Origin of the sequence: Streptomyces sp. NBC_00647 (assembly GCF_045207245.1) — a bacterium.
GTDB lineage: Bacteria > Actinomycetota > Actinomycetes > Streptomycetales > Streptomycetaceae > Streptomyces.
Genome location: NZ_CP109040.1, coordinates 6,396,004 through 6,420,807, shown reverse-complemented (window position 1 = coordinate 6,420,807; position 24,804 = coordinate 6,396,004). Strand labels below are relative to the sequence as shown.

Below are 24,804 nucleotides of genomic sequence, written 5' to 3'. Positions count from 1 at the left end.
TCAGAATCCCCCGGCCATCCCCGCCACTCCCCCGACGAGCGCGCTGAGCAGCATCGCGCCGCTCAGCGCGCCGAACAGCGCCGACAGTGCACGGGGTGTCCGCCGCGCACCCGCCCTGTTGCGGGCGCACAGAAATCCCAGGAACAGCACCATCAGGCCGAGCAGGGAAACCGCCAGCCACCCGAACGAGGCGGCGACACCCGGCTGCTCGTATCCGGCGGAAGCCGTCCGCTGCAACGCCACCGAGCTGCCGACCGGCAGACTCGCGCCGATCGTGGCATCGGGGTCCACCACGGTCCCGTCGGAGGAGCGGAAGATCCCGCTGCAGTGCTGATAGCGGTGGCCGTTTCCGGAACGGTCCCAGGCGCAGGTCTCGACCCGGAGATGACCCGGCGTGCCCGCCAGACCCGTGGCATAGCCGACATGGATCGCCGCGAGCCAGGTCACGACGGTGCCCGCGGCGAACAGGCCGACGATCAGGAGCAGCGGTGGACGCCCTGCCGACACTCCCGCCCGGAGCCGACCCCGACGATTCACGCGTCCCCCCGACACTCCCGACAGTCCCTGTCGATCCCAGTCGATCCCAGACCGACCCCTCACCGGGACACCCGCCCGGCTCCCCACCGGGACGCCGAACGGCCCCGCTCACGACGCTAACTCCGCTCCCGCTCGGCGTCGTTCATGTCCCGGCAAAGATCGCGTGCAGAGGGCACCTAATCCACCACGATGCCGAAGTCCCGCACGAGTTCCTCCAGGCCGCCCGTGTAGCCCCTGCCGCCGAGGACGAACTTCCAGTCGCCGTCGGCCCGTCGACGGAAGGAGCCGAGTACCAGGGCGGTCTCGCCCGGCCGGCCGTCGGAGACGTCGAGCCGGTCCAGTTCGGCCAGGCCCGGATCGAGCAGCCGGATGCCGGCGTCCGTGAAGCCGGAGAGGTCGGCGTCCGGGTTGGCCTCGGGGTCGACGGCGGCCACGAGGACGAAGCGGTCGGCCTCCGCCGGCAGCCCGTCGAAGGAGACGCGGATCGCGGCCTTGTCGGGCGCCGTCGCGGCCAGTGCGCGCACCGAACCGTCCGGCGTCCGGGGGTTGTTGAAGAAGACGAAGTGATCGTCGCTGAGGACACGGCCGCCCCGGCAGACGAGCGCGCAGACGTCCAGGGCGACGCTTCCGGTCCACGACATGCCCAGGATGTTGTGGTCGTCGGGCGGCCCGGGCTCCGGATCCGACGCCCGCGGAGCCGACGGTGCCGGCCGCGCCGCGGCCGGACGGCCGCCCTCGCCCAGCCGTCCGCGCAGGCCGTGCCGGTGGAGCAGGTCGACGAGTTCGGGGCCCGGGACGAGCTCCAGGGGCTTGCCGTCGGCGAAGGCGTGCGAGCCGGGACCGAACCCCGAGGTCGTCACGAGCACGCCCTTGTTGGCGCCCGCGTCCTGCACCGTCCCGTACAGGTCGCGTACGGCGGTGGGCGGCACGGTGTGGCGGTAGCGCTTCACCTGCACGACGATCTTGCCGCCCCGGATCGGTGCCGGGTCGAGCGCGTCGACGTCCACGCCGCCGTCGTTCGAGCGCTGGGTCGTCACGGCCTGCATCCCCATGGCCCGGAAGAGATCGGCGACCAGTTCCTCGAACGCGATCGGATCCATGGCGTACAGGTCCGGTTCCTCGTCGCCGCCATGGGCGACGACGCGGTTGCCGACATCTCGCGGGCGCCGGCTCGGTCGTACGGGAGTGAGCTGGTCCGGCCGGGCCGAGAGCTGCCCGCGCAGCCCGTCGGCCAGGCAGCTGCCCGCGTCCACCTGCGCCAGGTGCAGTTCGAGGAACGCGGAGCGGGAGGCCATGACCGTCGTGAGGAAGATGTGGCCCGGCCGGCCGGTCGTGGGGTCGTGCCCGTCCACGAAGCCGTTCAGGACCACCGACTCGAGTGCGCCCTGTTCGTCCGCCCCGAAGAGTTCGTGCAGCACGAGCAGGGCGCACTGTGCGAGGACCTCCCGGTACAGGCTCCGGCGCTGGGTGACCGGACGCGGGGTCTCCTTGTCCTGATCGGTCCCGGAGAGGTACCGGACGGACTTCATCTCGGGGACGACTCCGTAGGCGGGCAGTTCCCAGTCGAGCACCAACTGCCGGGCCGCGGCGTCGTAGGCGGCGGCGATCTGCCGGGGAAAGCCCTCCGGCCACGCGGACGAGGAGTACAGGGCGGCGGAGAAGTACTCGATCACGGAGTCGGGTTCCTTGCGGCGAACCCCTTCGCAGACGTCGACGACACCGGCGTTGTGCCGACGTACGTCCGCCAGCTGGGCATCGGCCCACTGCTGGTACTCCCGCTGGTAGGACGCCAGTTGCCGCAGCCGGTGCGCCTCCGCGGCCTGGGCCGCGTGCCGGTCCCGCTCGAAGCGGGCCTGTGATTCGGCCTGCGCCTGTGCCCGGCGATTCGCGGTCCAGCCGCTCTCCGTCCGGTACCGGCCGATGTCCGGCATGGGCACCGGCCGCGCCAACGGCCCCGGGGCGAAGGGCTGGATCTGCTCGGGGCGCATGAGCGAGGCGGCCCGGAAGGCGGGAGCCCGGCATCCCGAGGCGAGAAGGCCCTGCAGCGAGGCGACCTGCGCGTCCAGTTCCTCGGTACGGCGTCGCGCCTCCGCCTGCCGGTACTCCCGGTACTCCTGGGCGGCTCGCCGCTGGTGGGCCCGCGCCTGCTGGGCTTCCTGTCTCCGCCGTCTGGCCTCGAGCTCCTGCTGACGCTGCTGTTGCCGTTGCACCTCGGCCCAGACGCCGACAAAACCGGCAGAGCGACGACTCATGTGCTGCAGGCCCTCCCCAGGGTGTCGGCAGCCGAAAGGCCCCTTGGTTGTCCCCACAACCATGCGTAAGGAGGCGACTCTATCCAGTAATCGACGTCCCGGACATCCACTCCGCGAGGTCCGCCCACGCGGGGCATCGACGCAGGTCACATGACCCGGACGGCGTGCGCCCGAGCCCCAGGGGCCACCTTCGCGGAGGGTCCGCCCCGCCGCCGGGGCTCCGCGGCCGGACCCGGCAGCCGTACGACCGGCCGGCGGCGGCAGCACGAAGGCGCCGTTCCGGTCGTACGACGGGAACGGCGCCCGGAGGCCATGCGCATCGGGCCGGCCAGGACTGCCGGGCCGATCAGGACCGCGGCATCGGCCAGGACCGCTAGATCGTGGCGGTGTCGATCACGAAGCGGTAGCGGACGTCGCTCGCCAGCACCCGCTCGTAGGCCTCGTTGATCTCGGAGGCGCTGATCAGCTCGATCTCGGCGCCGAAGCCGTGCTCGGCGCAGAAGTCCAGCATCTCCTGGGTCTCCTGGATACCGCCGATGCCGGAGCCCGCGAGGGTCTTGCGGCCGCCTATCACCGAGAAGAGGTTGAGGCGGACCGGCTCCTCGGGCGCGCCCACGTTCACGAAGGCGCCGTCCGTGCGCAGCAGGGCGAGGTAGGCGTCCAGGTCCAGCGGGGCGGAGACGGTGGAGAGGATCAGGTCGAACGTGCCGCGCAGTTCCTTGAAGGTCTCGGGGTCGCTGGTGGCGTAGTAGTGGTCGGCTCCGAGCTTCAGACCGTCGTCCTTCTTGCGCAGCGACTGGGAGAGGACCGTCACCTCGGCGCCGAGCGCGTGCGCGATCTTGACGCCCATGTGGCCGAGACCGCCCATGCCGAGGACGGCGACCTTCTTGCCGGGGCCCGCGTTCCAGTGCTTGAGCGGGGAGTACGTGGTGATGCCGGCGCAGAGCAGCGGCGCGGCCACGTCGAGGGAGATGCCGTCGGGGATGTGGAGGGTGTAGTTCTCGTCGACGACGATCTTCTCGGAGTAGCCGCCGTAGGTGGGCTCGCCGTCCTTGCCGACGGCGTTGTACGTGCCCACGCCGCCGCCGGTGCAGTACTGCTCCAGGCCGGCCTTGCAGTTGTCGCACTCGCGGCAGGAGTCGACCAGACAGCCGACGCCCACGCGGTCGCCGACCTTGAACTTGGTGACGCCGGAGCCGACCTCGGAGACGATGCCGGCGATCTCGTGGCCCGGCACCATCGGGAAGATGGCCTCTCCCCAGCCCTCGCGGGCCTGGTGGATGTCGGAGTGGCAGATGCCGGCGAACTTGATGTCGATGAGGACGTCGTGCTCTCGGACCTCGCGGCGCTCGATGGTGGTGCGCTCCAGCGGGGCCTTGGCGGCGGGAGCGGCGTACGCGGCGACAGTGGTCATGCCGGGGTTCTCCTCGGGAGGGGGGTGGACCGTGCCCGGCTGTCTTCCGTCGGGCACGGCATCCAGCCTGCCCGCTCCCTCAGGATTCACCCAGGTCACGGCTCTGCGTATGTCCGCTGGTCCTACTACTGGCGGGGTCAGGCTCGCCTGCGTACGACGGTGAATACTGGACGGATGGATGAACAGCCCCCTGCGGGGCCCGCCGGAGGGGCGGCTCACCCGCTGGACCGGCGCGCCGAGCTCAGCGAGTTCCTGCGCAGCCGCCGCGCCCGGCTGAAGCCGGAGGACGTCGGCATGCCGGACTTCGGGCGGCACCGCCGGGTGCCCGGGCTGCGCCGCGAGGAGCTGGCCCAGCTGGCCGGGGTGTCCGTCGCCTACTACACGCGCCTCGAGCAGGGCAACGGACGCAATGTGTCGGCGGAGGTGCTGGACGCGATCGCGCGGGCGCTGCGCCTGACGGACGCCGAGCACAACCACCTCACGCACCTCGCGAAGCCCAAGCAGCACAAGAAGAAGCAGGCGGCCCGGCCGCAGCAGGTGCGCGGTGCCCTGCGTCAGCTGCTCGACACGTTCGACGGCGTTCCCGCGTACATCACCGGGCGGCGCTCCGACGTGCTCGTCTGGAACCGGATGGCCGCGGCCGTCTTCGGGGACTGGTCGGAGCTGCCGCCGCAGGAGCGGAACTGGGCGCGGATGGTCTTCCTCAAGCCGGAGTACAGGGACCTGTTCGTGGAGTGGGAGCAGAAGGCGATCGACATCGTCTGTCTGCTGCGCATGGACGCGGGCTGCCATCCGGACGATCCGCGGCTGGCCGCGCTGGTCGGTGAGCTGTCCGTGAAGAGCGAGGACTTCCGGCGGCTGTGGGCGACGCACGACGTGAAGGAGAAGAGCCACGGGGTGAAGCTGCTGCGGCATCCGCTGGTGGGCGACCTCGCGTTGCAGTTCGAGTCGTTCCGGCTGGTCGGCGATGCCGAGCTGGCGCTGGTCACCTATCACGCGGAGCCGGGGTCGAGCTCGGCGGAGGCGCTGCGGCTGCTGGCCTCGTGGGGAACCGACGCGACCCGCGCGGGCACTTCCTCACCCCAGTAGACGTCGCTCCGGCACGCGTCACCGCGGTACGCGTCACCGCCGGTGGACCTCACCCCGGTACCCGTCACCGCCGGTGGACGTCACCCCGGTACACGTCACCGCCGGTGGACGTCACCCCCGGTACGCGTGGCCCCGCGGCCGTGCCCCGGGAGCTGTCGTCCCGCCACCGCACCGGGGGGTAGGGGCGTCGCCCGGTGAGCGCCCCGCCGCACCGGTGGGGGCGACGGGGCGGCCGGCAGGGCCCGGCCGGGCATCACGGCTGGTACGGCGGTGCGGCCCCCCAGGTCCACTTCGGTACGGGCTGCTCCGCCGGCGGCTTCGCGTCCGGGCCGGAGAAGTAGACGGCCAGGCGCGTGCCCCACTCGGTGTACGCGAGGAAGGCGGAGCGGAACTCGGCGTCGGTGGGGAGTCCCGCGTCGTCGGCCGCGTCCTGGAGCAGATTGACCCAGCGGCGGCGCTGCGCCTCCGTGATGCCCTTGCCCAGGTGCTTGGCGACCATGTGGCCGTGGCCTCCCTGGGTCTCGGAGTACGCCGGCGGTCCGCCGAAGACCTCACCGAGCCAGAGGGCGACATGAGCGGCGTGCTCGGGGGCGAGGTCCGCGAACACCGGCGCGAGGAGGTCGTCCTTGAGGACCTTGTCGTAGAAGGCCTCGGTGAGGCGGGTGAAGGCCTCGGCGCCGCCCGCCCAGGCGTAGAGCGTGGGCACGGAGGCGCCCTGGCCACGCACCGACGTCGGCTTGTAGTGGCGCATCTCCTCGATGTTGCCGATGAAGGGGCGGATCTCGGCGAGGAAGTCGGGGAAGAGCTCGGAGTTGCGGAAGCCCTCGACGTGGTCCTCCGTCGAGGTCCAGGTGATCCTCAGGACGAAGTGCTCGAAGTCCTCCTCGCAGCGCGCGAGTTCGTAGTCGACGCACTGCGGAGCCGCGGCGAGCTGGACTGCGGCCCGGGTGTAGGCGGCGAGGAACTCCGCCGACTGCTGCTCGGAAATCCGGTAACGGATGTATTCGACTGTCGAAGCGGTCATGCCCCCACACAAACACGAACGGGCCACCGGAAGCCCTCTTTCCGGTGGCCCGTTCGCTCCTGGCACATATCCCCGCCCGCGTCGCGGACGGAGGGGGGCGGCCCGTCCCGGCTACGCTCCCGCGTTCTCCTTGACGGTGATCTTCCCCTTGCGGATGGTCGCGACGCGCGGGGCCTTCTTCGCGATCGAGGAGTCGTGCGTGACCATGATGAAGGTGAGCCCGTGCTCCTTCCACATGGCTTCGAGCACGTCCATGATCTCGTCGCGCATGGACTCGTCGAGGTTGCCGGTGGGCTCGTCGGCGAGCAGCACCTTGGGCTGCTTGACCAGGGCGCGGGCGATCGCCACACGCTGCTGCTGACCGCCCGACAGTTCGGCGGGCAGATGTCCGAGCCGCTCGGCGAGCCCCACGGACTCCAGGGCCGCGGCGGCCCGTTCACGCCGTTCCTTCGTCTTCACACCGAGCGGTACGAGCGCGGTCTCGACGTTCTCCTGGGCGGTGAGCGTGGGGATCAGGTTGAAGCTCTGGAAGACGAAGCCGATGTTCTCGCTGCGCACCCTGGTGAGTTTCGCCTCGGACAGCTTCGCCATGTCGGTGCCGTCGAGTTCGACACTGCCCGCCGTGGGACGGTCGAGCCCGCCGAGCATCTGGAGGAGGGTGGACTTGCCGCCACCGGTGGGGCCCTGGATGACGAGCCGGTCGCCGTCGCCGATCGTCAGGTCGATTCCGGCGAGCGCGTCGATCGTCTCCTTGCCCCGCGTATAGCGCTTGGTGACGCCTCTGAGTTCGTACATGGTGCAACTCCTGGGATACGTAAGTACGTGAGGGGCGGGGCCTATTCGACGCGGCGCAGGGCGTCCGCGGGGCGCAGCCGGGAGGCCCGCCAGCCGCCGAAGGCGCCGGCGATCAGGCCGCCGGCGACGGCCAGGGCGACCGCGACGACGATGGTGTTGACGCTGACGGGTGCGGTGAGCGCGACGTCGAGGGCCTTGGACGCGGTCTGCCGCGCCGGGCCGCCGAAGCCGCCTCCGCCGGGACCGCCGCCCGGGCCGCCGCCGCCCGTGTTCCCCAGCTGTGCCTGGAGGTTGGGGCTGATCTCGGTGACGACGTAGGCGCCCACGAGGCCGAGGGCGATACCGAGGGCGCCGCCGACGAGGCCGTTGACGATGGCCTCGCCGACCACCTGACGGGTCACCCGGCTCGACGTCCAGCCGAGCGCCTTGAGGGTGCCGAACTCGCGCACCCGGCGGGAGACGGCGGAGGAGGTGAGCAGGCCGGCGACCAGGAACGCGGCCACGAGCACCGCGATCGACAGCCACTTGCCGACGTTCGAGGCGAGGTCGGAGGCGGTGGACAGGGAACCGGAGACGGTGTCCGCGAGGTCGGCGGAGGTGGTGACCGTCGTGTCCGAGATGTTCTTCTGGATGGTGCTCTTGACGCTGGAGATCTGCTGCGAGTCCGACGCCTTGACGTAGATCGTGGTGACCTTGCTCTTGGAGTCGCTGAGCGTCTGTGCCTGCTTGAGCGGGATGTAGAGGTTGGCCGCCGCGTCGCCGCTGTCGGGCGTCGCGATGCCGATGATCTTGTACTTGACGCTCTTGACGGTGACGGTGCCACCGAGCTTGAGCTTCTTCTCCTTGGCGTACGACTTGTCCGCGACGACGACCTTGGCGTTCGTCTCGGAGGTCTTGAACGTACGACCGCTGGTGATCTTCGACGAAGTCAGCGGGCCCAGGGCGGGCTTGGTGACGTCGGTGCCGTAGACCGAGTAGTTGTTGACGTCGAAGTCGGCGCCGCCGCCCTTGACGGTTCCCTGCGGCGAGGGCTGGGCGCCACCGCCGCCCCGACCACCCTGCTGGTTACCGCTGTTGGGGTCCTGCTGGAACTGACCGCGGGTGAACTGGCCGTTGACCCGGATGACTTGGAGGCTCAGTCCGCCGACGGCGTCCGCGACGCCGTTCTGGGAGTCGACCTTGGCGACGGTCGAGGAGGCCAGGGTCTGGAAGCCCTGGACCATGACGCGGTCGCTGCTCTGCTCCTTGTCGGAACCGCTCTCCCTCGCGTCGAAGTTGAAGCGCGGGCGGTCGCTGGAACTGGCGGCCGGCGCGGCGGCCTTGGTGACCGTCATGTCGGTCCCCAGCCCGTACAGCGACTGGAGGACCTTGCCCTGGGCGTTTTCCATGCCCGAGGACACGGAACTGACCACGATGACCAGGGCTATGCCCAGGGCGAGCCCGGAGGCGACGACGAGGGCCGCCTTTCTGCGGCGGCGCAGTTCGCGCCTCAGGTAGGTGAAGAACATGGCCGCAAGCTAGGTACGGCGTGTGATGAAGGCATAAGGCCGAAATAAGAGAACGATGAGAAGGCTGTGGCCGGGCCCAGAAACCTTTGAGAAACGCCGATGCGGCGGCGGCCCGTGGGGGCCGCCGCCGCATCGGCGTCGGGTCGTGCCTCGGTCTCGGACCCTCGGGCGGTGCCTCGGTCCCGGACCGTCAGATCATGCCTCGGTCCCGGATCGTCGGGTCGCGCCCAGAGATCAGACGGCCGAACCGGCCTTCCAGGCCGCCCAGTCCAGGTTCCAGCCGTTGAGGCCGTTGTCCGGGGCGATGGTCTTGTCGCCGGTGTTCTTGACCACCACGACGTCACCGAGAAGCGTGTTGTTGTAGAACCACGCGGCGGGCGTGTTGGCGTCGTTGGCGCCCTTGGTGTCGGACAGGCCGACACAGCCGTGGCTGGTGTTGACGGAGCCGAAGATGGACTTCGCACCCCAGTAGTTGCCGTGGATGAAGGTGCCGGAGTTCGACAGCCGCATGGCGTGCGGCACGTCCTTGATGTCGTACTCGCCCTTGCCGTCGTCCTTCTTGAAGCCGACCGTCGAGCCGTCCATCCGGGTCTCCTTGAACTTCTCGGAGATGACCATCTGGCCCTGGTAGGTCTTGTTCTCGGGCGAACCGGCGGAGATCGGGATGGTCTTGATCGTCTTGCCGTCCTGCGTGACCTTCATCGTCTTGGTCTGGGCGTCGACGATGGAGACCTGGTTGCGGCCGACCTTGAACGTGACCGTCTTCTGCTGCACGCCGTAGACACCGCTCGCGCCCTCGACGCCGTCGAGGTTCAGCTTGAGGGTGACGGTGGAGCCGCCGGTCCAGTAGTTCTCGGGGCGGAAGTCCAGGCGGTTGGCGTTGAACCAGTGCCCGACGACCTCCTGGCCGCTGCTGGAGGAGACGGAGATCCCCTTCTGCACGTCGGCCTTGTTGGTGATCGCCTTGTCGAAGTTGATCGAGACCGGCATGCCGACGCCGACGGTGGAACCGTCCTCCGGCGTGAAGTTGCCGATGAAGCTGTTGGACGGGGAGACCGTCGTGAACGACGCGTTCTCGTGGGCGGTGCGGCCCTCGGAGTCGGCGGCCTCGGCGGCGATCTTGTACGTGGTGGCGCGTTCCAGCCGGTTGAGGGGCTTCCAGCTCTTCTTGTCCGCCGATATCTGACCGGCGACGGCGGTGCCGGTCGCGGTCTTCATCGTGACGGACGTGAGCGAGCCCTTGCTGACCGTGACCGCCGTGCCGTTGTTGATCGAGGCGTTGTCGGAGCCGTCCTTGGGCGTGATCTTGATCTGGGCCTCGGAGGTCTTCTTGGCCGCAGCCTCGTCGACCTTGGCCGCCGACGTGCTGTCGCCGCCGTCCGATGAGCTGGCCTTGTCGTTGCCTCCGCTGCACGCAGAGAGCACCAGCACCCCGCCGAGCAGTGCGGACGCGGTCATCAGACGCTTGCGCCGCTTACTGTTCGTCATCACACGCTTCTCCATCGTTGCCGAATCCCGAAAAGACAAGAGAGCCCCGTAAGAATCTCCAACGCCAGGACCGGTTCGTCCCGTTCCACTTCTTACCAAAGTGTGTTCCACGCCACGTCCGGGCCAACGGGACGGGAGTGACGCGAGGCGGTCCATGCGTCTCCGGAGACGAGAAAACCCCGGCGGCGGTTGCCGACCGGGGTCACGAATTTCCCAGGCCGCGTCAGCCGCGTACGTCTTCCTCGTCGTCCTCGTCAGCATCATCCTCGTCAAGGTCCCAATCCGGCGAATCGGGGTCGTAGTCGATGGGCTCGCTGCTCCAGGAAGCCTGGGCGAGCTCGATCCCCGGCACCTCACTGACCAGGTCGAACGGGTCGACGAGATAGGCGAGGGCCTCGGCCGTGTCTTCCGTCACTGCGCTCTCGGCGTGCGACCGCTCGTCGGCCGGCATGGCCGCGTCCTCGCCGATCCGACGCAGTGCGGCCTTGGTGACGGCGTCGGCGTCGTCGATCTCCAGCACCAGTTCGACCCGAAGTCGGACAAACCGTGATGTCTCAGGGGTACTCATGAGAGGGAGCGTACGGCCCATGCGATGCGCGACTTTCCCACGACCCGCGCCTTTCATTAGCATCGCCCCACACGGCCAATTCGCCAGCGCCACAAGGGGATCGATATTTCGTGTCCGCCGCACGTCGATCGTTGCTGACCGCCACCGCAGCGGGGACCCTCCTGGGTGCCCTGTGGTTCGTCCCGTCCGCCAACGCGACCCAGGACGTACCCACACCGAGCGGGTCGGCGCCTGCGTCCGCGCCGGCAGGCACCACCGCGACACGGATCTCCGCGGAGTCGGCCACCGCGCCGGACACGGAGTCCGACGGTGATCAGACCCTGCTCGCCGACACCGGCAGCATGGATACGACGCCGTATCTCGTCGGCGGCACGCTCTGCCTCGGCCTCGGCGCCGGATTCGTGACGTATTCCGTGCGCCGCGAGCGCACGATGGCCTACTGAGCGCACCGACCGGACTCCGGACAGTCAACCCACAGCACAGGGAAGCCATGCGAGAGCTGAGCGAGCTGACCGACGTCGAGGAACCTGCCTGGCCCCTGCTGTCCAAGGCGATCGCCGCCAGCGGGGTGTCCATGGAAGTCCTTCCGGTGGACCCCGATCTGGGCCGCGCCAGCCTGCTGCAGCTGCAGATCACGGCGCGGTCCTGGCTGGGCGGGATGGTGCTCAACTGCGGTGGGGTGGTGCTGGACAGCGGGTGGCTGCGGATCTACGGCAGCCCGGCCGAGGACCTGACCGCGGGCCTGCCCGGTGGCTCGACGGACCTGCCCTCGCTGGCCGAGGTCAACGAGTTCCCCGAGCGGTTCGATCCGGCCTGGCGTCCCCGGGACGGCGGGCTCGTCGTCGGCCACGACGTGCTGGGCGGGGTGTTCGTCCTCAACGGCGCCGACCCGGAGGCGGTGGGCCGTCCCGGGCATCCCGGCGAGGTCGTGTACTTCGCGCCGGACTCACTGAAGTGGGAGGCGCTCGAAGTGGGCCACGGGGCCTGGCTCCAGTGGCTCCTCGGCGAGGGCACGGACCATTTCTACGACACGCTGCGATGGCCGGGCTGGCGGGCGGAGTCCGGTGCCCTGACAGGCACGCAAGGGCTGTCCGTGGTGCCCTTCCTGTGGTCGGCGGAGGCACGGCGCGACCTCATGTCGACGAGCCGCCGAGCGGTACCGCTGGCCGAACTCCTTGCCCTGCACCGGGATTTCGGCCTGAAACTGGACAAGGTGGACCCGGGCTTCCTCGGCGACGTCTGAAGCATCGGGCGGTGACCCGGCGTCCACGCCCGGCGACTGACGGGTCACGTGCCGCGACCGGGACCCCGAAGCGCTCGGGCGTGTCTGAGTGCCGTCTCGCCCCGCCCGGTGTCCCGGGACGTCCGCTGTGTGTCACCCCGCGGATGCGACGGGCGTCGGGTGGACGCCGGACCGCACATGCCGCGGCCCCGCGCCCCGAAAGGGGTGCGGGGCCGCGGCGAGGCCGATCGGTCCGTCATGCGGCCCTGCGGCCGCCACCGGTCTGGCCGCCGTTCTGGCCACCACGCTGCGGAGCGCGCCCGCGCCCGCCGGAACGGCCGGTGCCCGCGGCACCGCCTTCCGTACGACGCCCCGCGCCACCGCCGCCTTCGGTACGACGGCTCGCGCCGCCGCCTTCCGTACGTCGGCCGGCGGCCGCTCCGCCGGCGCCCGTGCGGCGGCCGGTGGCCGCGCCACCCGCCGCGCCGCCCGCGACCGGACGTCCGCCGCGCTGCTGGCGCCCCTGGCCGTCCGACCCGCCGCCCGTGCGCGTGGCCGTACCGGCGACCGACGGCCGCCTGGCCCCGCCCCCGGTGGCACGCCGCGCCTTGGGCCGCGCCTTCGGCTGCTCGGCCTGCTGCGGGACCTCGATGACGACCGGCACGCCGGAAGGCTCGCGGGCGCCGGTGAGACGGGCGAGTTCCTCGTCGCTGGACTTGACCCGGGCGGTGCGCGGCGTGATGCCGGCGTCCGCCATCAGGCGGGTCATCTCACGCTTCTGCTCGGGGAGCACCAGGGTGACGACGCTGCCCGACTCTCCGGCGCGGGCGGTACGGCCGCCGCGGTGGAGGTAGTCCTTGTGGTCGGTCGGCGGGTCGACGTTGACCACGAGGTCGAGGTCGTCGATGTGGATGCCGCGGGCCGCCACGTTGGTGGCGACGAGGGCGGTGACCTGACCGTTCTTGAACTGGTCGAGGGTGCGGTTGCGCTGCGGCTGGCTGCGCCCGCCGTGCAGGGCGGAGGCCCGGACACCGCTGGCGAGCAGCCGCTTGGTGAAGCGGTCGGCGCCGCGCTTGGTGTCGACGAAGAGGATCACCCGGCCGTCACGGGCGGCGATCCGCGTGGCGACCGCCTTCTTGTCGGTCTCGTCGGCGACGTGCAGCACGTGGTGCTCCATGGTCGTCACCGCGCCCGCGGACGGGTCGACGGAGTGCACCACGGGGTCGGTGAGGAACATCTTGACGAGCCGGTCGATGTTCTTGTCGAGCGTGGCCGAGAACAGCAGCCGCTGACCGCCGGGCTCGACCTGGTTGAGCAGAGCGACGACCTGCGGCATGAAGCCCATGTCGGCCATCTGGTCGGCCTCGTCGAGCACCGTGATCGAGACCTGGCCGAGGGCGCAGTCGCCCCGCTCGATGAGGTCCTTGAGCCGCCCGGGGGTGGCCACGAGCACCTCGACACCGCGGCGCAGCGAACCGGCCTGCCGGCCGATCGACATCCCGCCGACGGCCGTGGCGACGCGGAGGTTGACCGCGGTGGCGTACGGCGTCAGCGCGTCGTCGACCTGCTGGGCGAGCTCGCGCGTGGGGACGAGGACGAGGGCGAGCGGGTTCCTCGGCTCGGCCCGGCGACCGGCCGTGCGGGCCAGCAGGGCGAGCCCGAAGGCCAGCGTCTTGCCGGAGCCTGTGCGTCCCCGGCCGAGCACGTCGCGCCCGGCGAGGGAGTTGGGCAGGGTGGCGCCCTGGATCGGGAAGGGCTCGGTGACGCCCTGGGCCGCGAGGGTCTTCGTCAGGGCGGCCGGCATGTCCAGCGCGTCGAACGACTCGACGGCGGGCAGCGCGGGTGTAATGGTCTCGGGCAGGGAGAACTCCTGCGGCGGGGCGACCTTGCGGGCGCCACCGCGGCCCGCGCCCCGGCCGGTGTTGCGGCCGGTGCTCTTCGCGGAGCCGCCGGTCTGTGCGGCGCGTGCGTTTTCCGGCCGCTTACGGACGGGACGTTCGGATCGAGTCATGCTGGATCTGGATTTCCTTCCTGGGCCCCACGGACTGCACACACAGCGCTCACCGACTGCATGAGCTGTCACAGCGCTGAGCCGGGACCCGCACCCGAAGGGGCGGGACCCGGCTCTGGAAAAGCGCGCCTCGAACTAGGCGGGGAGGATGTTCTCCGCCTGCAGGCCCTTCTGGCCCTGCGTGACCTCGAAGGAGACCTTCTGGCCCTCGACGAGCTCACGGAAGCCGGAGCTGGCGATGTTCGAGTAGTGGGCGAAGACGTCGGGGCCGCCGCCGTCCTGCTCGATGAAGCCGAAGCCCTTTTCCGAGTTGAACCACTTCACGGTGCCAGTAGCCATGTTGTTCTCCTGAACAGGTAATGGGCCCCCATCCGGAGATGCACCGGGTAATGCCGGAGATGCCGGTAAAACAAAACGCGCCTGCGGAGGATTCCGATCAGGCGCACAAAGTAAATGGGTACCAAAAACGTATCAATGAGACAGTAGCACACGCTGAGGCGAGGGTGCGAGGCGAGGTACGTGGGCCGGAACACACCCGGCCCACGTACGACGGGCTGCTAGGCGAGCGGACCGGTCACCGGCTCCACCGTGGCCACCACACGGCCGGCGCGCACGAACGCGTCCGCCGCTTCCAGGTCGGGCGCCAGGAAGCGGTCCGGGCCGGGGCCCTGGACGCCGGCCGCGCGCACGGCGTCGATGACCGCCCGCGACGCCGGGGCCGGGGTCAGCCCCTCGCGCAGTTCGATCGCGCGCGTGGCGGCGTACAGCTCGATCGCCACGATGCGGGTCAGGTTGTCCACGGCGGTACGCAGCTTGCGCGCGGCCGACCAGCCCATGGAGACGTGGTCCTCCTGCATGGCGGAGGAGGGGATGGAGTCGGCGGACGCCGGTACGGCGAGCCGCTTCATCTCGCTGACCAGCGCGGCCTGCGTGTACTGGGCGATCATCAGGCCCGAGTCGACGCCGGCGTCGTCCGCGAGGAACGGCGGCAGGCCGTGCGAACGGTTCTTGTCGAGCAGCCGGTCGGTGCGGCGCTCGGCGATCGAGCCGAGGTCGGCGGCGGCGATGGCGAGGAAGTCGAGGACGTATGCGACCGGGGCGCCGTGGAAGTTGCCGTTCGACTCGACGCGGCCGTCGGGCAGCACGACCGGATTGTCGACGGCGGAGGCCAGCTCACGCTCGGCGACCGTGCGGGCGTGCGCGAGGGTGTCCCGGCCGGCGCCCGCGACCTGCGGGGCGCAGCGCACGGAGTAGGCGTCCTGGACGCGCGGGGCGTCGTCCTGGTGGTGGCCGGTGAGCTCCGAACCCTTCAGCACGGCCAGCATGTTGGCGGCGCTGGCACCCTGGCCCGGGTGCGGACGGATGGCGTGCAGCTCGGGGGCGAGGACCTTGTCCGTGCCGAGCAGTGCCTCGAGGGACAGCGCGGCGGTGACGTCGGCCGACTTGTAGAGCGTCTCCAGGTCGGCGAGGGCCATGACCAGCATGCCGAGCATGCCGTCGGTGCCGTTGAGGAGGGCGAGGCCCTCCTTCTCGCGCAGCTCGACGGGGGTGATCCCGGCCTCGGCGAGCAGTTCGCCGGCGGGCCGCACGACACCGTCGGGACCCTCGGCGTCCCCCTCGCCCATCAGGGTCAGGGCGCAGTGGGAAAGGGGCGCCAGGTCACCGGAGCAGCCGAGCGAGCCGTACTCGTGGACGACGGGGGTGATGCCGGCGTTCAGGATGTCCGCCATGGTCTGCGCGACCTCGGGCCGCACACCGGTGTGGCCGGAGCAGACGGTCTTGAGCCGGAGGAACATCAGCGCGCGGACGACCTCGCGCTCCACCCGCGGGCCCATGCCGGCGGCGTGCGAGCGGACGATGTTGCGCTGCAGCTGGGCGCGCAGCTCCGGGCTGATGTGCCGGCTCGCCAGGGCGCCGAAGCCGGTGGAGACGCCGTAGACGGGCTCCGGCTTCGCGGCCAGCGCCTCCACGATCTCGCGGGCCGCGGCGAGGGCCGCCACCGCCTGGTCGGAGAGCTCGATCCGGGCGCCGTCGCGCGCCACGGCGAGAACGTCGGACGCGGTCACTCCGGACGTCCCCACCACCACAGTGTGCATATCCATATTCAGGAGCGTACGCAGTGAATTCGATGATGTCACTAGTGGGTGGCCGGTTGACCCCTTACCTCGGCGTACGTCACAGCGGACGTCTGGGCCACGCCGAAGGACAGCGCGGCCCGGGCCGCCTGACGGACAGGGCGGCCCGCGTCGCCTCCCGAGCCGGGCCGCCCGCGTCGCCTCACGGACCGGCCCCCCCGTGCCGTCCCCGGAACCTGCGGCGTTCGCCCGCCGTGGGAGACGGCGCGTCCGCGAGGCGTACGACGGGATCGTCGGGGCCCTCGCGCCCGGCGACCACGGGTTTCGCGGCGCGGACGGCCTTCGCCCGGTACTGGGCCGCGTCCGCCAGCCGGAACAGCCGGCGCGCCGACCGCACGGGGCCGATCGGGTCCTCGGTCGAGGCGACCCCGCACGCCACACCTTCCCCCAGCTCCAACTCGGCCGCGCGGCGGCAGAGTTCGTCGGCGATGCGGACCACCTCGTCGGCCGGCGGGCCCACCGCCACCAGACAGAACTCGTCGCCGCCCAGCCGCGCGGCGAGGGTGCCGGGAAGCATGGCCCCGCACAGCGAGAGCACCGACCCGAACCGTTCCAGGAGCCGGTCGCCGACGGCGTGCCCGCGGGTGTCGTTGACCCGCTTGAGCCCGTTGAGGTCGCAGACGACGAGGCTGACCACGGATCCGTCGCCCTTGTGCCGTTCGACGGCCTCGTCGAGGCGTACGTCCACGGCCCGGCGGTTGGCGAGTCCGGTCAGGGCGTCGGTGTAGGCGAGGCGCCGGGCCTCCTCCAGGCGCTCGGTCTGGGCGATCCCGGCGGCGACTACGGAGGCGAGGACGGTCGCGAAGTCGGCGTCGGCCGGGCCGAAGACGGGGGCTCCGGCCGAACGTGCCACGTAGAGCTCGCCCCACGCCCGCCCGTGCAGCACGATCGGCGCGACGACGCAGCAGCCGCGCCCTCGCCTGCGCAGGGCGGCCACGCGCTGGTGGCAGTACCCGGCGAGACCGGTCGCCGGGCCGTCGGCGGTCTCGACCCAGGCGTTGGGCTCGCCGCCGCCCGCCCACCGCTCGTGCAGGAACTCGGTGATCTCCGGGAACTGGTGCACCGGATAGGCCTCCCCGTCGGGGAACTCGTCCTCGTCGGGGGCGCGGTCGCCCACGTTGGCGAGGACCCGCAGCCGGCCGAGTTCACGCTCCCACACGGAGAGCGCGGCGAAGCTCCCGGTCAGCGCGTGACACGCGCCGAGCGCCGCGGCCCGCCACGACTCCCGCGGAGTGTGCGCCGCCGCCATCCCCTGAGCCAGCGCCACCACGGCCCTCAGCCGACTGTCCTCACCCATCACCCCAGGCTAGGGATATTTGCGCACATTTGGGACATTGGTATGGCGAACAGGGGTCCGGGTCGGGAGGGGCGGGCGCGGCCGGGCCGGGCCGGGCCGGGGCGACGTCCGCGAGGGCTACTCCCCCGGCCACTCCGGCTTGCGCTTCTCGTTGAAGGCGGCGACGCCCTCGGCCCGGTCCCCGGAGAAGGCGACGGACCGCCAGGCCGAGTCCTCGACCTCCAGGCCGGCCCGCAGGTCGAGTCCATGACCGAGACGCAGGGCGCGCTTGGCCGCGCGCAGCCCCACCGGGGAGTTCGCGGCGATCCGCGCGGCCAGGGCGAGGGCCTCGGCCCGGTCCTGCCCCGCCTCCACCAGCTCGTCGACCAGCCCCAACTCCCGTGCCTCGTCCGCCTCCAGACGCCGCGCCGAGAAGATCAGCTCGGCCGCGCGGGCGGCACCGACCCTGCGCGGCAGCAGCTGCGTACCGCCGCCGCCGGGGATCACGCCGACGGACACCTCTGGCAGCCCGACGACCGCCGTGCGGTCGGCCACGATCAGATCGCAGGACAGGGCCAGCTCGAACCCGCCGCCCAGCGCGAAGCCGTGAACAGCGGCGACGGTCGGCATCGGCAGCTCCAGGACACCGGTGTACGCGCCCCGCGCGACCGGGCGCTGCCGCACCAGCTCGGCATCCGTGAAGGAGTTCCGCTCCTTCAGGTCGGCGCCGACACAGAAGGCGCGCTCGTGGGTGGACGTCAGCACGACCACCCGTACGTCCCGGTCGGCGGCGAGGGCGTCACAGGCACCGGCGATGGAACGTGCCATGTCCGTGGACACGGCGTTCATCGCCTTGGGCCGGTCGAGGACGAGCTCGGCGACGTACGCGTGCCGCCGTACGGCGACGAACTCCCCGAACCTCCGCTCGCCCGGCTCCGTCCCCTGCTCCGCCCCTTGCTGCGCCATGACACCCTCCCGGTTAACGCGGGTTAACAATCGACGCCCCGATCATCGCAGCCGAGGCCGTTCGACGAAACCCGCCCCCTCGCCCCGTACCTCCTCGTTCGAGTGACATCCCGCCCAACTCCGGTTCGCGGCCCTCAAACCGCGCATAACCTGCGCACCGCCACAGCGCATTCGGGACGCCGGCACACCGGGGAGGGACGACCATGACGAACCGCGAGACACCGCAGGCCGGCAGCACCCGGCCGGACCCACGACCCACCGCCACCGCCACGTGGCCGACGGCCCCGAGGCAGACCGGGGCGACTCCGCCCGGCACCTCGCCCGGCTGCCCGCCACCGGCGGGCTCGGCACCGTCCCTCTCCACGAAGGTGGGCCCCCCGCGGTCCGGCTCCAGGACGACCGGGAGCACGGCGACCACGGCGACCGGGGCCACCGCCGCGGCCGCCGCACCGGCCGGTTCCCGGTGGGTCCGCGTCAAGCCGCTCAGCAAGGCGATGCCCGCCCCGACGCCGTTCAGCGCCACCGCCTACGGCGCGCTGAACGCGGGCTCGGTGCGGACCGCCACCGTGCGGACCGCCACCGCGGGGACGGGAGCCGCGAGGACGGGAACCGCCGAGGCGGCCGCCCCGAAGACCGGCGTGACGCCGACGGGATCCGCCGCGACGACCGACTCCGCGACGGCGGGCGGCGTCGGTGCCGGGGCCACGACGGCCTCCCCCGCAGGGACCGGGCACGTGAACCCCGGAGCCGAGGCGGCAGGGACCACCCCGCCGGCGGCCACGAAGACCGCGCCCACGCCGACCCGGCCGGCACCGGCCGCCGACACCGGCGACGCCACGTCCGCGACCGTCGGCCCCGCGAAGAACGGGGGCGTGAACGCGGAGGCTGCCCCGGCCGGAGCCACGGCGACCGCCGGTGCCGGGAAGGCCGGACCGACGGCCGCCGCCGCGAGGCCGGGTGACCCGGGCACAGGGACCACGAGGACCCTGCCGAGGCCGACCACCGGTACCGGGAAGTCCGGGCCCACGGCCGCCGGCGCCGCTGAGGCGGGCGAACTCCACGCCCACGCCGCAAGCACCCTGCCCACAGCAACCACCGATGCCGCGAAGTCCGGGACCAGGACCGCCGGCGCCGCCGAAGCGGGCGAACTCCACGCCCACGCCGCAAGCACCCTGCCCACAGCGACCACCGATGCCGCGAAGTCCGGGACCAGGACCGCCGGCGCCGCGAAGTCCGGTGCTCCGCACACCCTCGCCGCGGCGACCGGAGTCGCGGGGGCCGGGGCCGCGAACGCCGGGTCCATGCCGGACCGGGCCGCGAAGGTCTGGGGGTCCGTACCCGGGGTGGTGACGCCCGAGGGCACTGCGGGCACCCGGACGCGGGGAACCGGGGCCACGGCGGGCGCCCGGACGACCGGGACCAAGGCTCCGGCGGGCGCCCCGGCGGCCGACAGTGGGAGGAATCCCGCTGCTCCGGCGCGAGGGATCGTTCCGGCTCCGCGATCGGCCGGCGTCCACGGGCCCGCGGACGTATCCGGCGACAACGACCCCGCTCCCGTCCGGCTCCGTACCGTCCGGGGGCGGCACCGCCGGCCCCGGCCTCGACGCGTGCTCTTCGCCGTCGGGGGATTCGCGCTCGCGGCGGGAGTGCTGAGCTTCGCCCGGATGACGCCGGAGTCGATGACCGGGGGCGGCGGAACCCCGGAGACGGAGCCGGCCGCGACGGCGACGGACACGGACACGGCGGGCGACGCCGTCACCACCGTCGAGGCCGTGCCCCCGTCCGCGCACCCCGGGACCGCCGCGGGGAACGCCACGGGGAGCGCCGTGATGGGCGGGGAGAGCCTGGCTCCCACCCCGGGGGCGAGCGCGAACCCGACATCGCTCCCGACGGCCCCCGCCGTGATCCCGGCGGCCCGCGGCGACGCCCCCGTCACCACGGCGCCGGACACCACCGGCATCCCCACGGCCGCCATCACGACCCCGCCGCCCCCGGCGCCGACGTCCGCTCCCACCACCACGGCCCCGCGGCACACCCCGTCCCCGACGGCCCCCGCGCCGGCCCCGTCGCATCAGCCGCCGAACGTGTGCGTCCCGATCGTCGGCATCTGCGTGAACGGGCTGCTGTCACCCGGCCACCAGTGACGACCCCGGCAGGGCGGCACCGGGCAGGCCCGCGCCCGCCGCGCGTGCACCGCTCGAGTCGACCGGGCCCGCGTCGGCGGGTCGGGGGCCGTGCTAGGTCTGGTTGTCCCGGCGGGCCAGCAGCCACGGTTCGATGACGCCGAGTCCGCGGACGGGCCGCTGCCACATCGGCTGGAGCGCGAAGCGGTACGAGGGCGGTTCCTCGCCCTCCTTCTCCGCGGTGGCCGCGGCCTCGGCCGCCTCCGCCTCGGAGGCCGGAGCGTCCCCGGTGCGGGTCAGCTCCTCCGCGAAGGCGCCGTCGACGAGGACGGCGTCGCGCGGAGCTATCGACGTGAGGCGGCTCGCCAGATTCACGGTCGTACCGAACACGTCGCCCATACGCGTGGTCACCGTGCCGAAGGCGATGCCGACGCGCAGCTCCGGCATCGTCTCGTCGTTCGCCATCGTCTCGATGAGCCGCAGCGCGATCTCGGCGGCTACACCGGCGTCGTCCGCGGAGTAGAGCACCTCGTCGCCCAGGGTCTTGATGAGCCGGCCCCCGTGGGCCGCCACCAGGTCAGCCGCCGTGGTCTCGAAGGCCTCGACGAGCTCCCCGAGCTCCTCCTCCTCCATGCGGCGCGTCAGCCGGGTGAAGCCGACCAGGTCCGCGAAGCCGACGGCGAGCCGGCGGTCGACCATCTCCTCGTCGTCCGCCGCCTGCACGACCCGGCCGGTGGCGGCGGCGAGCTGGCGGCGCCAGACGTAGACGAGGAACTCCTCCAGCTCGGGCAGGAGCAGTTCGATCAGGGGGTACGTGACCTCGGTGCGGGTCATCCCCGGTTCGGGGGGCTCGGTCAGACCCTCCAGGAAGGAATCGATCTGCCATTCGGCCAGACGGGCGGTGGTCTGCCCGGTGGACCGGGCGACCTGGACGGCCATGGCCTCGCTCAGCAGGCCCGCCTCGACGAGACCGGCGAGACGGCGCAGGGCGAGCACGTCCGCCTCGGTCAGCGCCTTGGCCTGGCCGATGTCGGCGAAACCCATCGCCCGCCAGAAGCGGGAGGCCAGCTCCATGGAGACGCCCGCGCTGCGGGCCGCCTGGAACGGGGTGTAGCGACGCTCGGCGCCGAGGATGAGCCCCTCCAGACGCAGCGCCAGCGGGTCCTCCCCGGAGTCCGGCTCGGCCTGCGGGTCCACCCGGCCGTTCGCCTCGTGCCGGGCGTCGGGCCGGACGTCCGGTCGTGCGTCGGTCCGGTCGTCCCTGCGGATGTCGCTCCCCACGTCGGAATGGTCGTCCCTGCGGATGCCGGTTCCCGCGTCCGAGCGGTCTTCCGGGCGGTGGTCCTGGCTGCTCTCCGGGCCGGTGCCGGGACGGTCGTCCTGCCGGGTGTCGCCGTCCGCGGCGGCCCGTGCGGGTGTCGCGTCCGTGACCGGCCCGGCGGTACGGCCCGGCTCGCCGTCGGGGGCGGGGTGGGCACCCGTGCCGGAGCCGGTGTCGTCGACGGTCACGCCTGCTGCCCTTCCGATCTGCCGTGGTCAGGTATCGACCGCGCTCAACTCTACGGCAGGTGTGCGCTGGCTCACTCCCGATGCCGGGACCGAGGTCGGGGACGGTGCCGAGGTCGAGTGCACCACGTCGTTCCGCCCTCCGGCACACCATGTCGCACCGCCGGCGGACGCACCACGTCACACCACCCTCGGCCCCATCGCGTCACACCGCCCGCCGGCCGTCGCCGCGCACCCACGTCGGCCCGTCACGTCGGACCCGACCGCGGCCCCACCGCCTCACACCGCCTCACACCGCCCGCAGGTGCACCACGTCTCCGGCCCCCACCGGCTCCTGCACGCCTTCGTCCGTGGCGATGACGAGCCGCCCGTCCCCGTCCACGGCCACCGCCTCCCCGACGATCGACCGGCCTCCGGGCAGCTCGGCCCGCACCTCGCGCCCGAGGGTCGCGCACCCGGCCGCGTACGTCTCCTGGAGGCCGGAGGCGGCGGGGTCGCCGCCCGCTGCGCGCCAGCGCTCGTACCACTGCTCCAGGGAGCGCAGCACGGCCCGCAGCACGGTGTCACGGTCCGTGGTCGTCGCGCCCGCCAGCGCCAGCGATCCGGCGCCCGGCACCGGCAGTTCGTCCTCGCGCAGCGAGACGTTGATGCCGATGCCGACGACGACCGCGTCGGTGCCCGCGCGCTCGGCGAGGATGCCGCCGGCCTTGCGCTCCTCACCGTCCACGGTGACAAGTAGGTCGTTGGGCCATTTGAGTGCCATGTCGACCCCTGCGGAGCGCGAGAGCGCCGTCGCCACGGCGACGCCGGTGAGCAGCGGCAGCCAGCCCCAGCGTTCGACGGGAACACCGGTGGGCTTCAGCACCACGGAGAAGAAGAGGCCGGAGCGGGCCGGTGCCGTCCACTGGCGGTCCAGCCGGCCCCGCCCGGCGTTCTGCTCCTCGGCGACGAGGACCGCGCCCTCGTCGGCGTTCTCCTTGGTGACGAGGCCGACCAGATCGGAGTTGGTGGACCCGGTGCGCTCCACCACCTCCACGTCGCACCACAAGCCGTCGTCACGGACGAGCGCCCGGCGCAGGGCGGTCCCGTTGAGCGGCGGACGGTCCAGGTCGGACCACCGATTGTCGTTCGCGTCTGCTGCATCTCGCGGCGTCATGCAACCCACCCTAGGTGTGGTAAACGCCGCACTGCCGATCGGTAGGCACGCCACTACGCTACGGATGAGTAGCAAGCCCCCCTTCTGAGCACCTCACTCTTACGTCCCCTTAGAGCAGGCAGGGAGCCGCACCCCGATGTCCGAGCCGGAAGAGCTGCAACACCCCGACATCCACACCACCGCGGGCAAGCTCGCGGATCTGCAGCGCCGCATCCAAGAGGCGACGCACGCCGGCTCGGAGCGCGCCGTCGAGAAGCAGCACGCCAAGGGCAAGTTGACGGCTCGTGAGCGCATCGAACTGCTGATGGACGAAGGTTCCTTCGTCGAGTTCGACGAGTTCGCGCGGCACCGCTCGACCGACTTCGGGCTGGAGAACAACCGCCCCTACGGCGACGGCGTGGTCACCGGCTACGGCACGGTCGACGGCCGCCCGATCGCCGTGTTCTCCCAGGACTTCACCGTTTTCGGCGGGGCCCTCGGCGAGGTCTTCGGCCAGAAGATCATGAAGGCGATGGACTTCGCGCTGAAGACCGGCTGCCCGGTCATCGGCATCAACGACTCGGGCGGCGCGCGGATCCAGGAGGGCGTCAGCGCGCTCGGCATGTACGGCGAGATCTTCCGCCGCAACGTGCACGCGTCGGGTGTCGTCCCGCAGATCAGCCTGGTCGTCGGCCCGTGTGCGGGCGGTGCGGTGTACTCCCCCGCCATCACCGACTTCACGGTCATGGTCGACCAGACCTCGCACATGTTCATCACGGGTCCTGACGTCATCAAGACGGTGACGGGCGAGGACGTCGGCTTCGAGGAGCTGGGCGGCGCCCGCACGCACAACGCCGTCTCCGGCGTGGCCCATCACATGGCGGGCGACGAGAAGGACGCCATCGAGTACGTCAAGCAGCTGCTGTCGTACCTGCCGTCCAACAACCTCAGCGAGCCCCCGGTGTTCCCGGAGGAGGCGGACCTCACCCTCACCGACGAGGACCGCGAGCTGGACACGATCGTGCCGGACAGCGCGAACCAGCCGTACGACATGCACTCGGTGATCGAACACGTCCTGGACGACGCCGAGTTCTTCGAGACGCAGCCGCTCTTCGCGCCGAACATCCTCACCGGCTTCGGCCGGGTCGAGGGTCACCCGGTGGGCATCGTCGCCAACCAGCCGATGCAGTTCGCCGGCTGTCTGGACATCGACGCGAGCGAGAAGGCCGCGCGCTTCGTGCGGACCTGCGACGCGTTCAACGTGCCCGTCCTCACCTTCGTGGACGTGCCCGGCTTCCTCCCCGGCGTCGACCAGGAGCACACCGGCATCATCCGGCGCGGCGCCAAGCTGATCTACGCCTACGCCGAGGCGACCGTGCCGCTGATCACGATCATCACCCGCAAGGCCTTCGGCGGCGCGTACGACGTCATGGGCTCCAAGCACCTGGGCGCCGACCTCAACCTCGCCTGGCCCACCGCGCAGATCGCCGTGATGGGCGCGCAGGGCGCGGTCAACATCCTGCACCGCCGCACCATCGCGGCCGCCGAGGACCAGGACGCCACCCGCGCCCGCCTCATCCAGGAGTACGAGGACACGCTGCTGAACCCGTACACGGCGGCCGAGCGCGGTTACATCGACGGCGTGATCATGCCGTCGCAGACCCGCTCCCACGTCGTGCGCGGCCTGCGTCAGCTGCGCACGAAGCGGGCGTCCCTCCCGCCGAAGAAGCACGGCAACATCCCGCTCTAGTCCCC

The 24,804-nt window shown here is 71.8% G+C and carries 20 protein-coding genes; 5 read left to right on the top strand and 15 right to left on the bottom strand.

Features of this window, described 5'->3' with window-relative positions; translation table 11 throughout:
- The 3 genes from OG788_RS28325 to OG788_RS28315 all read right to left on the bottom strand — a co-directional run bounded on the left by OG788_RS28325 (position 1) and on the right by OG788_RS28315 (position 4,203).
- Entirely contained in the window at positions 1-507 is a 507-nt protein-coding gene (locus OG788_RS28325) for a hypothetical protein (protein ID WP_406374281.1), read from the bottom strand.
- Positions 508-713: 206 nt separating this feature from the next.
- The gene (locus tag OG788_RS28320; protein ID WP_406374280.1) at positions 714-2,789 is read right to left on the bottom strand and encodes a restriction endonuclease; all 2,076 of its coding nucleotides are present in this window, start codon (positions 2,787-2,789) and stop codon (positions 714-716) included.
- Between the two features lie 373 nt (positions 2,790-3,162).
- Positions 3,163-4,203: an NAD(P)-dependent alcohol dehydrogenase gene (locus tag OG788_RS28315; protein ID WP_266762139.1), complete on the bottom strand. Its 1,041-nt coding sequence runs from the start codon at positions 4,201-4,203 to the stop codon at positions 3,163-3,165.
- 174 nt (positions 4,204-4,377) lie between these two features.
- On the opposite strand from OG788_RS28315, the gene OG788_RS28310 reads away from it, so the two are divergent.
- Positions 4,378-5,292: a helix-turn-helix domain-containing protein gene (locus tag OG788_RS28310; RefSeq protein ID WP_406374279.1), complete on the top strand. Its 915-nt coding sequence runs from the start codon at positions 4,378-4,380 to the stop codon at positions 5,290-5,292.
- A gap of 253 nt (positions 5,293-5,545) precedes the next feature.
- Here the strand turns inward: OG788_RS28310 and OG788_RS28305 are convergent, their stop codons facing one another.
- From OG788_RS28305 to OG788_RS28285, 5 genes are all read right to left on the bottom strand, one after another.
- Entirely contained in the window at positions 5,546-6,316 is a 771-nt protein-coding gene (locus OG788_RS28305; RefSeq protein WP_351541313.1) for an antibiotic biosynthesis monooxygenase, read from the bottom strand.
- A 111-nt stretch (positions 6,317-6,427) separates the two neighbouring features.
- Positions 6,428-7,111: an ABC transporter ATP-binding protein gene (locus OG788_RS28300; protein WP_351541316.1), complete on the bottom strand. Its 684-nt coding sequence runs from the start codon at positions 7,109-7,111 to the stop codon at positions 6,428-6,430.
- A gap of 41 nt (positions 7,112-7,152) precedes the next feature.
- The gene (locus OG788_RS28295) at positions 7,153-8,619 is read right to left on the bottom strand and encodes an ABC transporter permease (RefSeq protein ID WP_406374278.1); all 1,467 of its coding nucleotides are present in this window, start codon (positions 8,617-8,619) and stop codon (positions 7,153-7,155) included.
- Between the two features lie 234 nt (positions 8,620-8,853).
- Positions 8,854-10,122, bottom strand: coding sequence for an Ig-like domain-containing protein (locus tag OG788_RS28290; RefSeq protein WP_351541322.1), 1,269 nt, complete (start codon positions 10,120-10,122; stop codon positions 8,854-8,856).
- A 208-nt stretch (positions 10,123-10,330) separates the two neighbouring features.
- Positions 10,331-10,696 (bottom strand): hypothetical protein, encoded by a 366-nt coding sequence (locus OG788_RS28285; RefSeq protein ID WP_406374277.1) that lies wholly within the window; start codon positions 10,694-10,696, stop codon positions 10,331-10,333.
- Between the two features lie 89 nt (positions 10,697-10,785).
- Here OG788_RS28285 and OG788_RS28280 point away from each other — a divergent pair, with 89 nt between their 5' ends.
- Together OG788_RS28280 and OG788_RS28275 are read left to right on the top strand one after the other, a co-directional pair.
- Complete coding sequence (locus OG788_RS28280; protein WP_356750329.1) at positions 10,786-11,118, top strand: hypothetical protein; 333 nt, start codon at positions 10,786-10,788, stop codon at positions 11,116-11,118.
- Between the two features lie 47 nt (positions 11,119-11,165).
- Positions 11,166-11,918, top strand: a complete 753-nt coding sequence (locus OG788_RS28275) for a DUF2625 family protein (protein ID WP_351541329.1) — start codon at positions 11,166-11,168, stop codon at positions 11,916-11,918.
- Positions 11,919-12,153: 235 nt separating this feature from the next.
- Here the strand turns inward: OG788_RS28275 and OG788_RS28270 are convergent, their stop codons facing one another.
- From OG788_RS28270 to OG788_RS28250, 5 genes are all read right to left on the bottom strand, one after another.
- On the bottom strand, positions 12,154-13,908 hold the full coding sequence (locus OG788_RS28270; RefSeq protein ID WP_406374276.1) for a DEAD/DEAH box helicase: 1,755 nt from the start codon (positions 13,906-13,908) through the stop codon (positions 12,154-12,156).
- Between the two features lie 135 nt (positions 13,909-14,043).
- Complete coding sequence (locus tag OG788_RS28265) at positions 14,044-14,247, bottom strand: cold-shock protein (RefSeq protein ID WP_261702157.1); 204 nt, start codon at positions 14,245-14,247, stop codon at positions 14,044-14,046.
- Between the two features lie 218 nt (positions 14,248-14,465).
- The gene (gene hutH, locus OG788_RS28260; protein WP_266765831.1) at positions 14,466-16,004 is read right to left on the bottom strand and encodes a histidine ammonia-lyase; all 1,539 of its coding nucleotides are present in this window, start codon (positions 16,002-16,004) and stop codon (positions 14,466-14,468) included.
- 181 nt (positions 16,005-16,185) lie between these two features.
- Positions 16,186-17,340 (bottom strand): diguanylate cyclase domain-containing protein, encoded by a 1,155-nt coding sequence (locus OG788_RS28255; protein WP_406374275.1) that lies wholly within the window; start codon positions 17,338-17,340, stop codon positions 16,186-16,188.
- A 117-nt stretch (positions 17,341-17,457) separates the two neighbouring features.
- Positions 17,458-18,285 (bottom strand): enoyl-CoA hydratase/isomerase family protein, encoded by an 828-nt coding sequence (locus OG788_RS28250; RefSeq protein ID WP_406374274.1) that lies wholly within the window; start codon positions 18,283-18,285, stop codon positions 17,458-17,460.
- A gap of 203 nt (positions 18,286-18,488) precedes the next feature.
- Here OG788_RS28250 and OG788_RS28245 point away from each other — a divergent pair, with 203 nt between their 5' ends.
- Positions 18,489-20,429: a hypothetical protein gene (locus OG788_RS28245; RefSeq protein ID WP_406374273.1), complete on the top strand. Its 1,941-nt coding sequence runs from the start codon at positions 18,489-18,491 to the stop codon at positions 20,427-20,429.
- Between the two features lie 93 nt (positions 20,430-20,522).
- Here the strand turns inward: OG788_RS28245 and OG788_RS28240 are convergent, their stop codons facing one another.
- Together OG788_RS28240 and OG788_RS28235 are read right to left on the bottom strand one after the other, a co-directional pair.
- Positions 20,523-21,917, bottom strand: coding sequence for an adenylate/guanylate cyclase domain-containing protein (locus OG788_RS28240; protein WP_406374272.1), 1,395 nt, complete (start codon positions 21,915-21,917; stop codon positions 20,523-20,525).
- Positions 21,918-22,203: 286 nt separating this feature from the next.
- On the bottom strand, positions 22,204-23,070 hold the full coding sequence (locus tag OG788_RS28235; RefSeq protein ID WP_406374270.1) for a biotin--[acetyl-CoA-carboxylase] ligase: 867 nt from the start codon (positions 23,068-23,070) through the stop codon (positions 22,204-22,206).
- Between the two features lie 136 nt (positions 23,071-23,206).
- Between OG788_RS28235 and OG788_RS28230 the strand changes: the two genes are divergently transcribed.
- Entirely contained in the window at positions 23,207-24,799 is a 1,593-nt protein-coding gene (locus OG788_RS28230) for an acyl-CoA carboxylase subunit beta (RefSeq protein WP_351541346.1), read from the top strand.
- Positions 24,800-24,804: the final 5 nt, after the last annotated feature.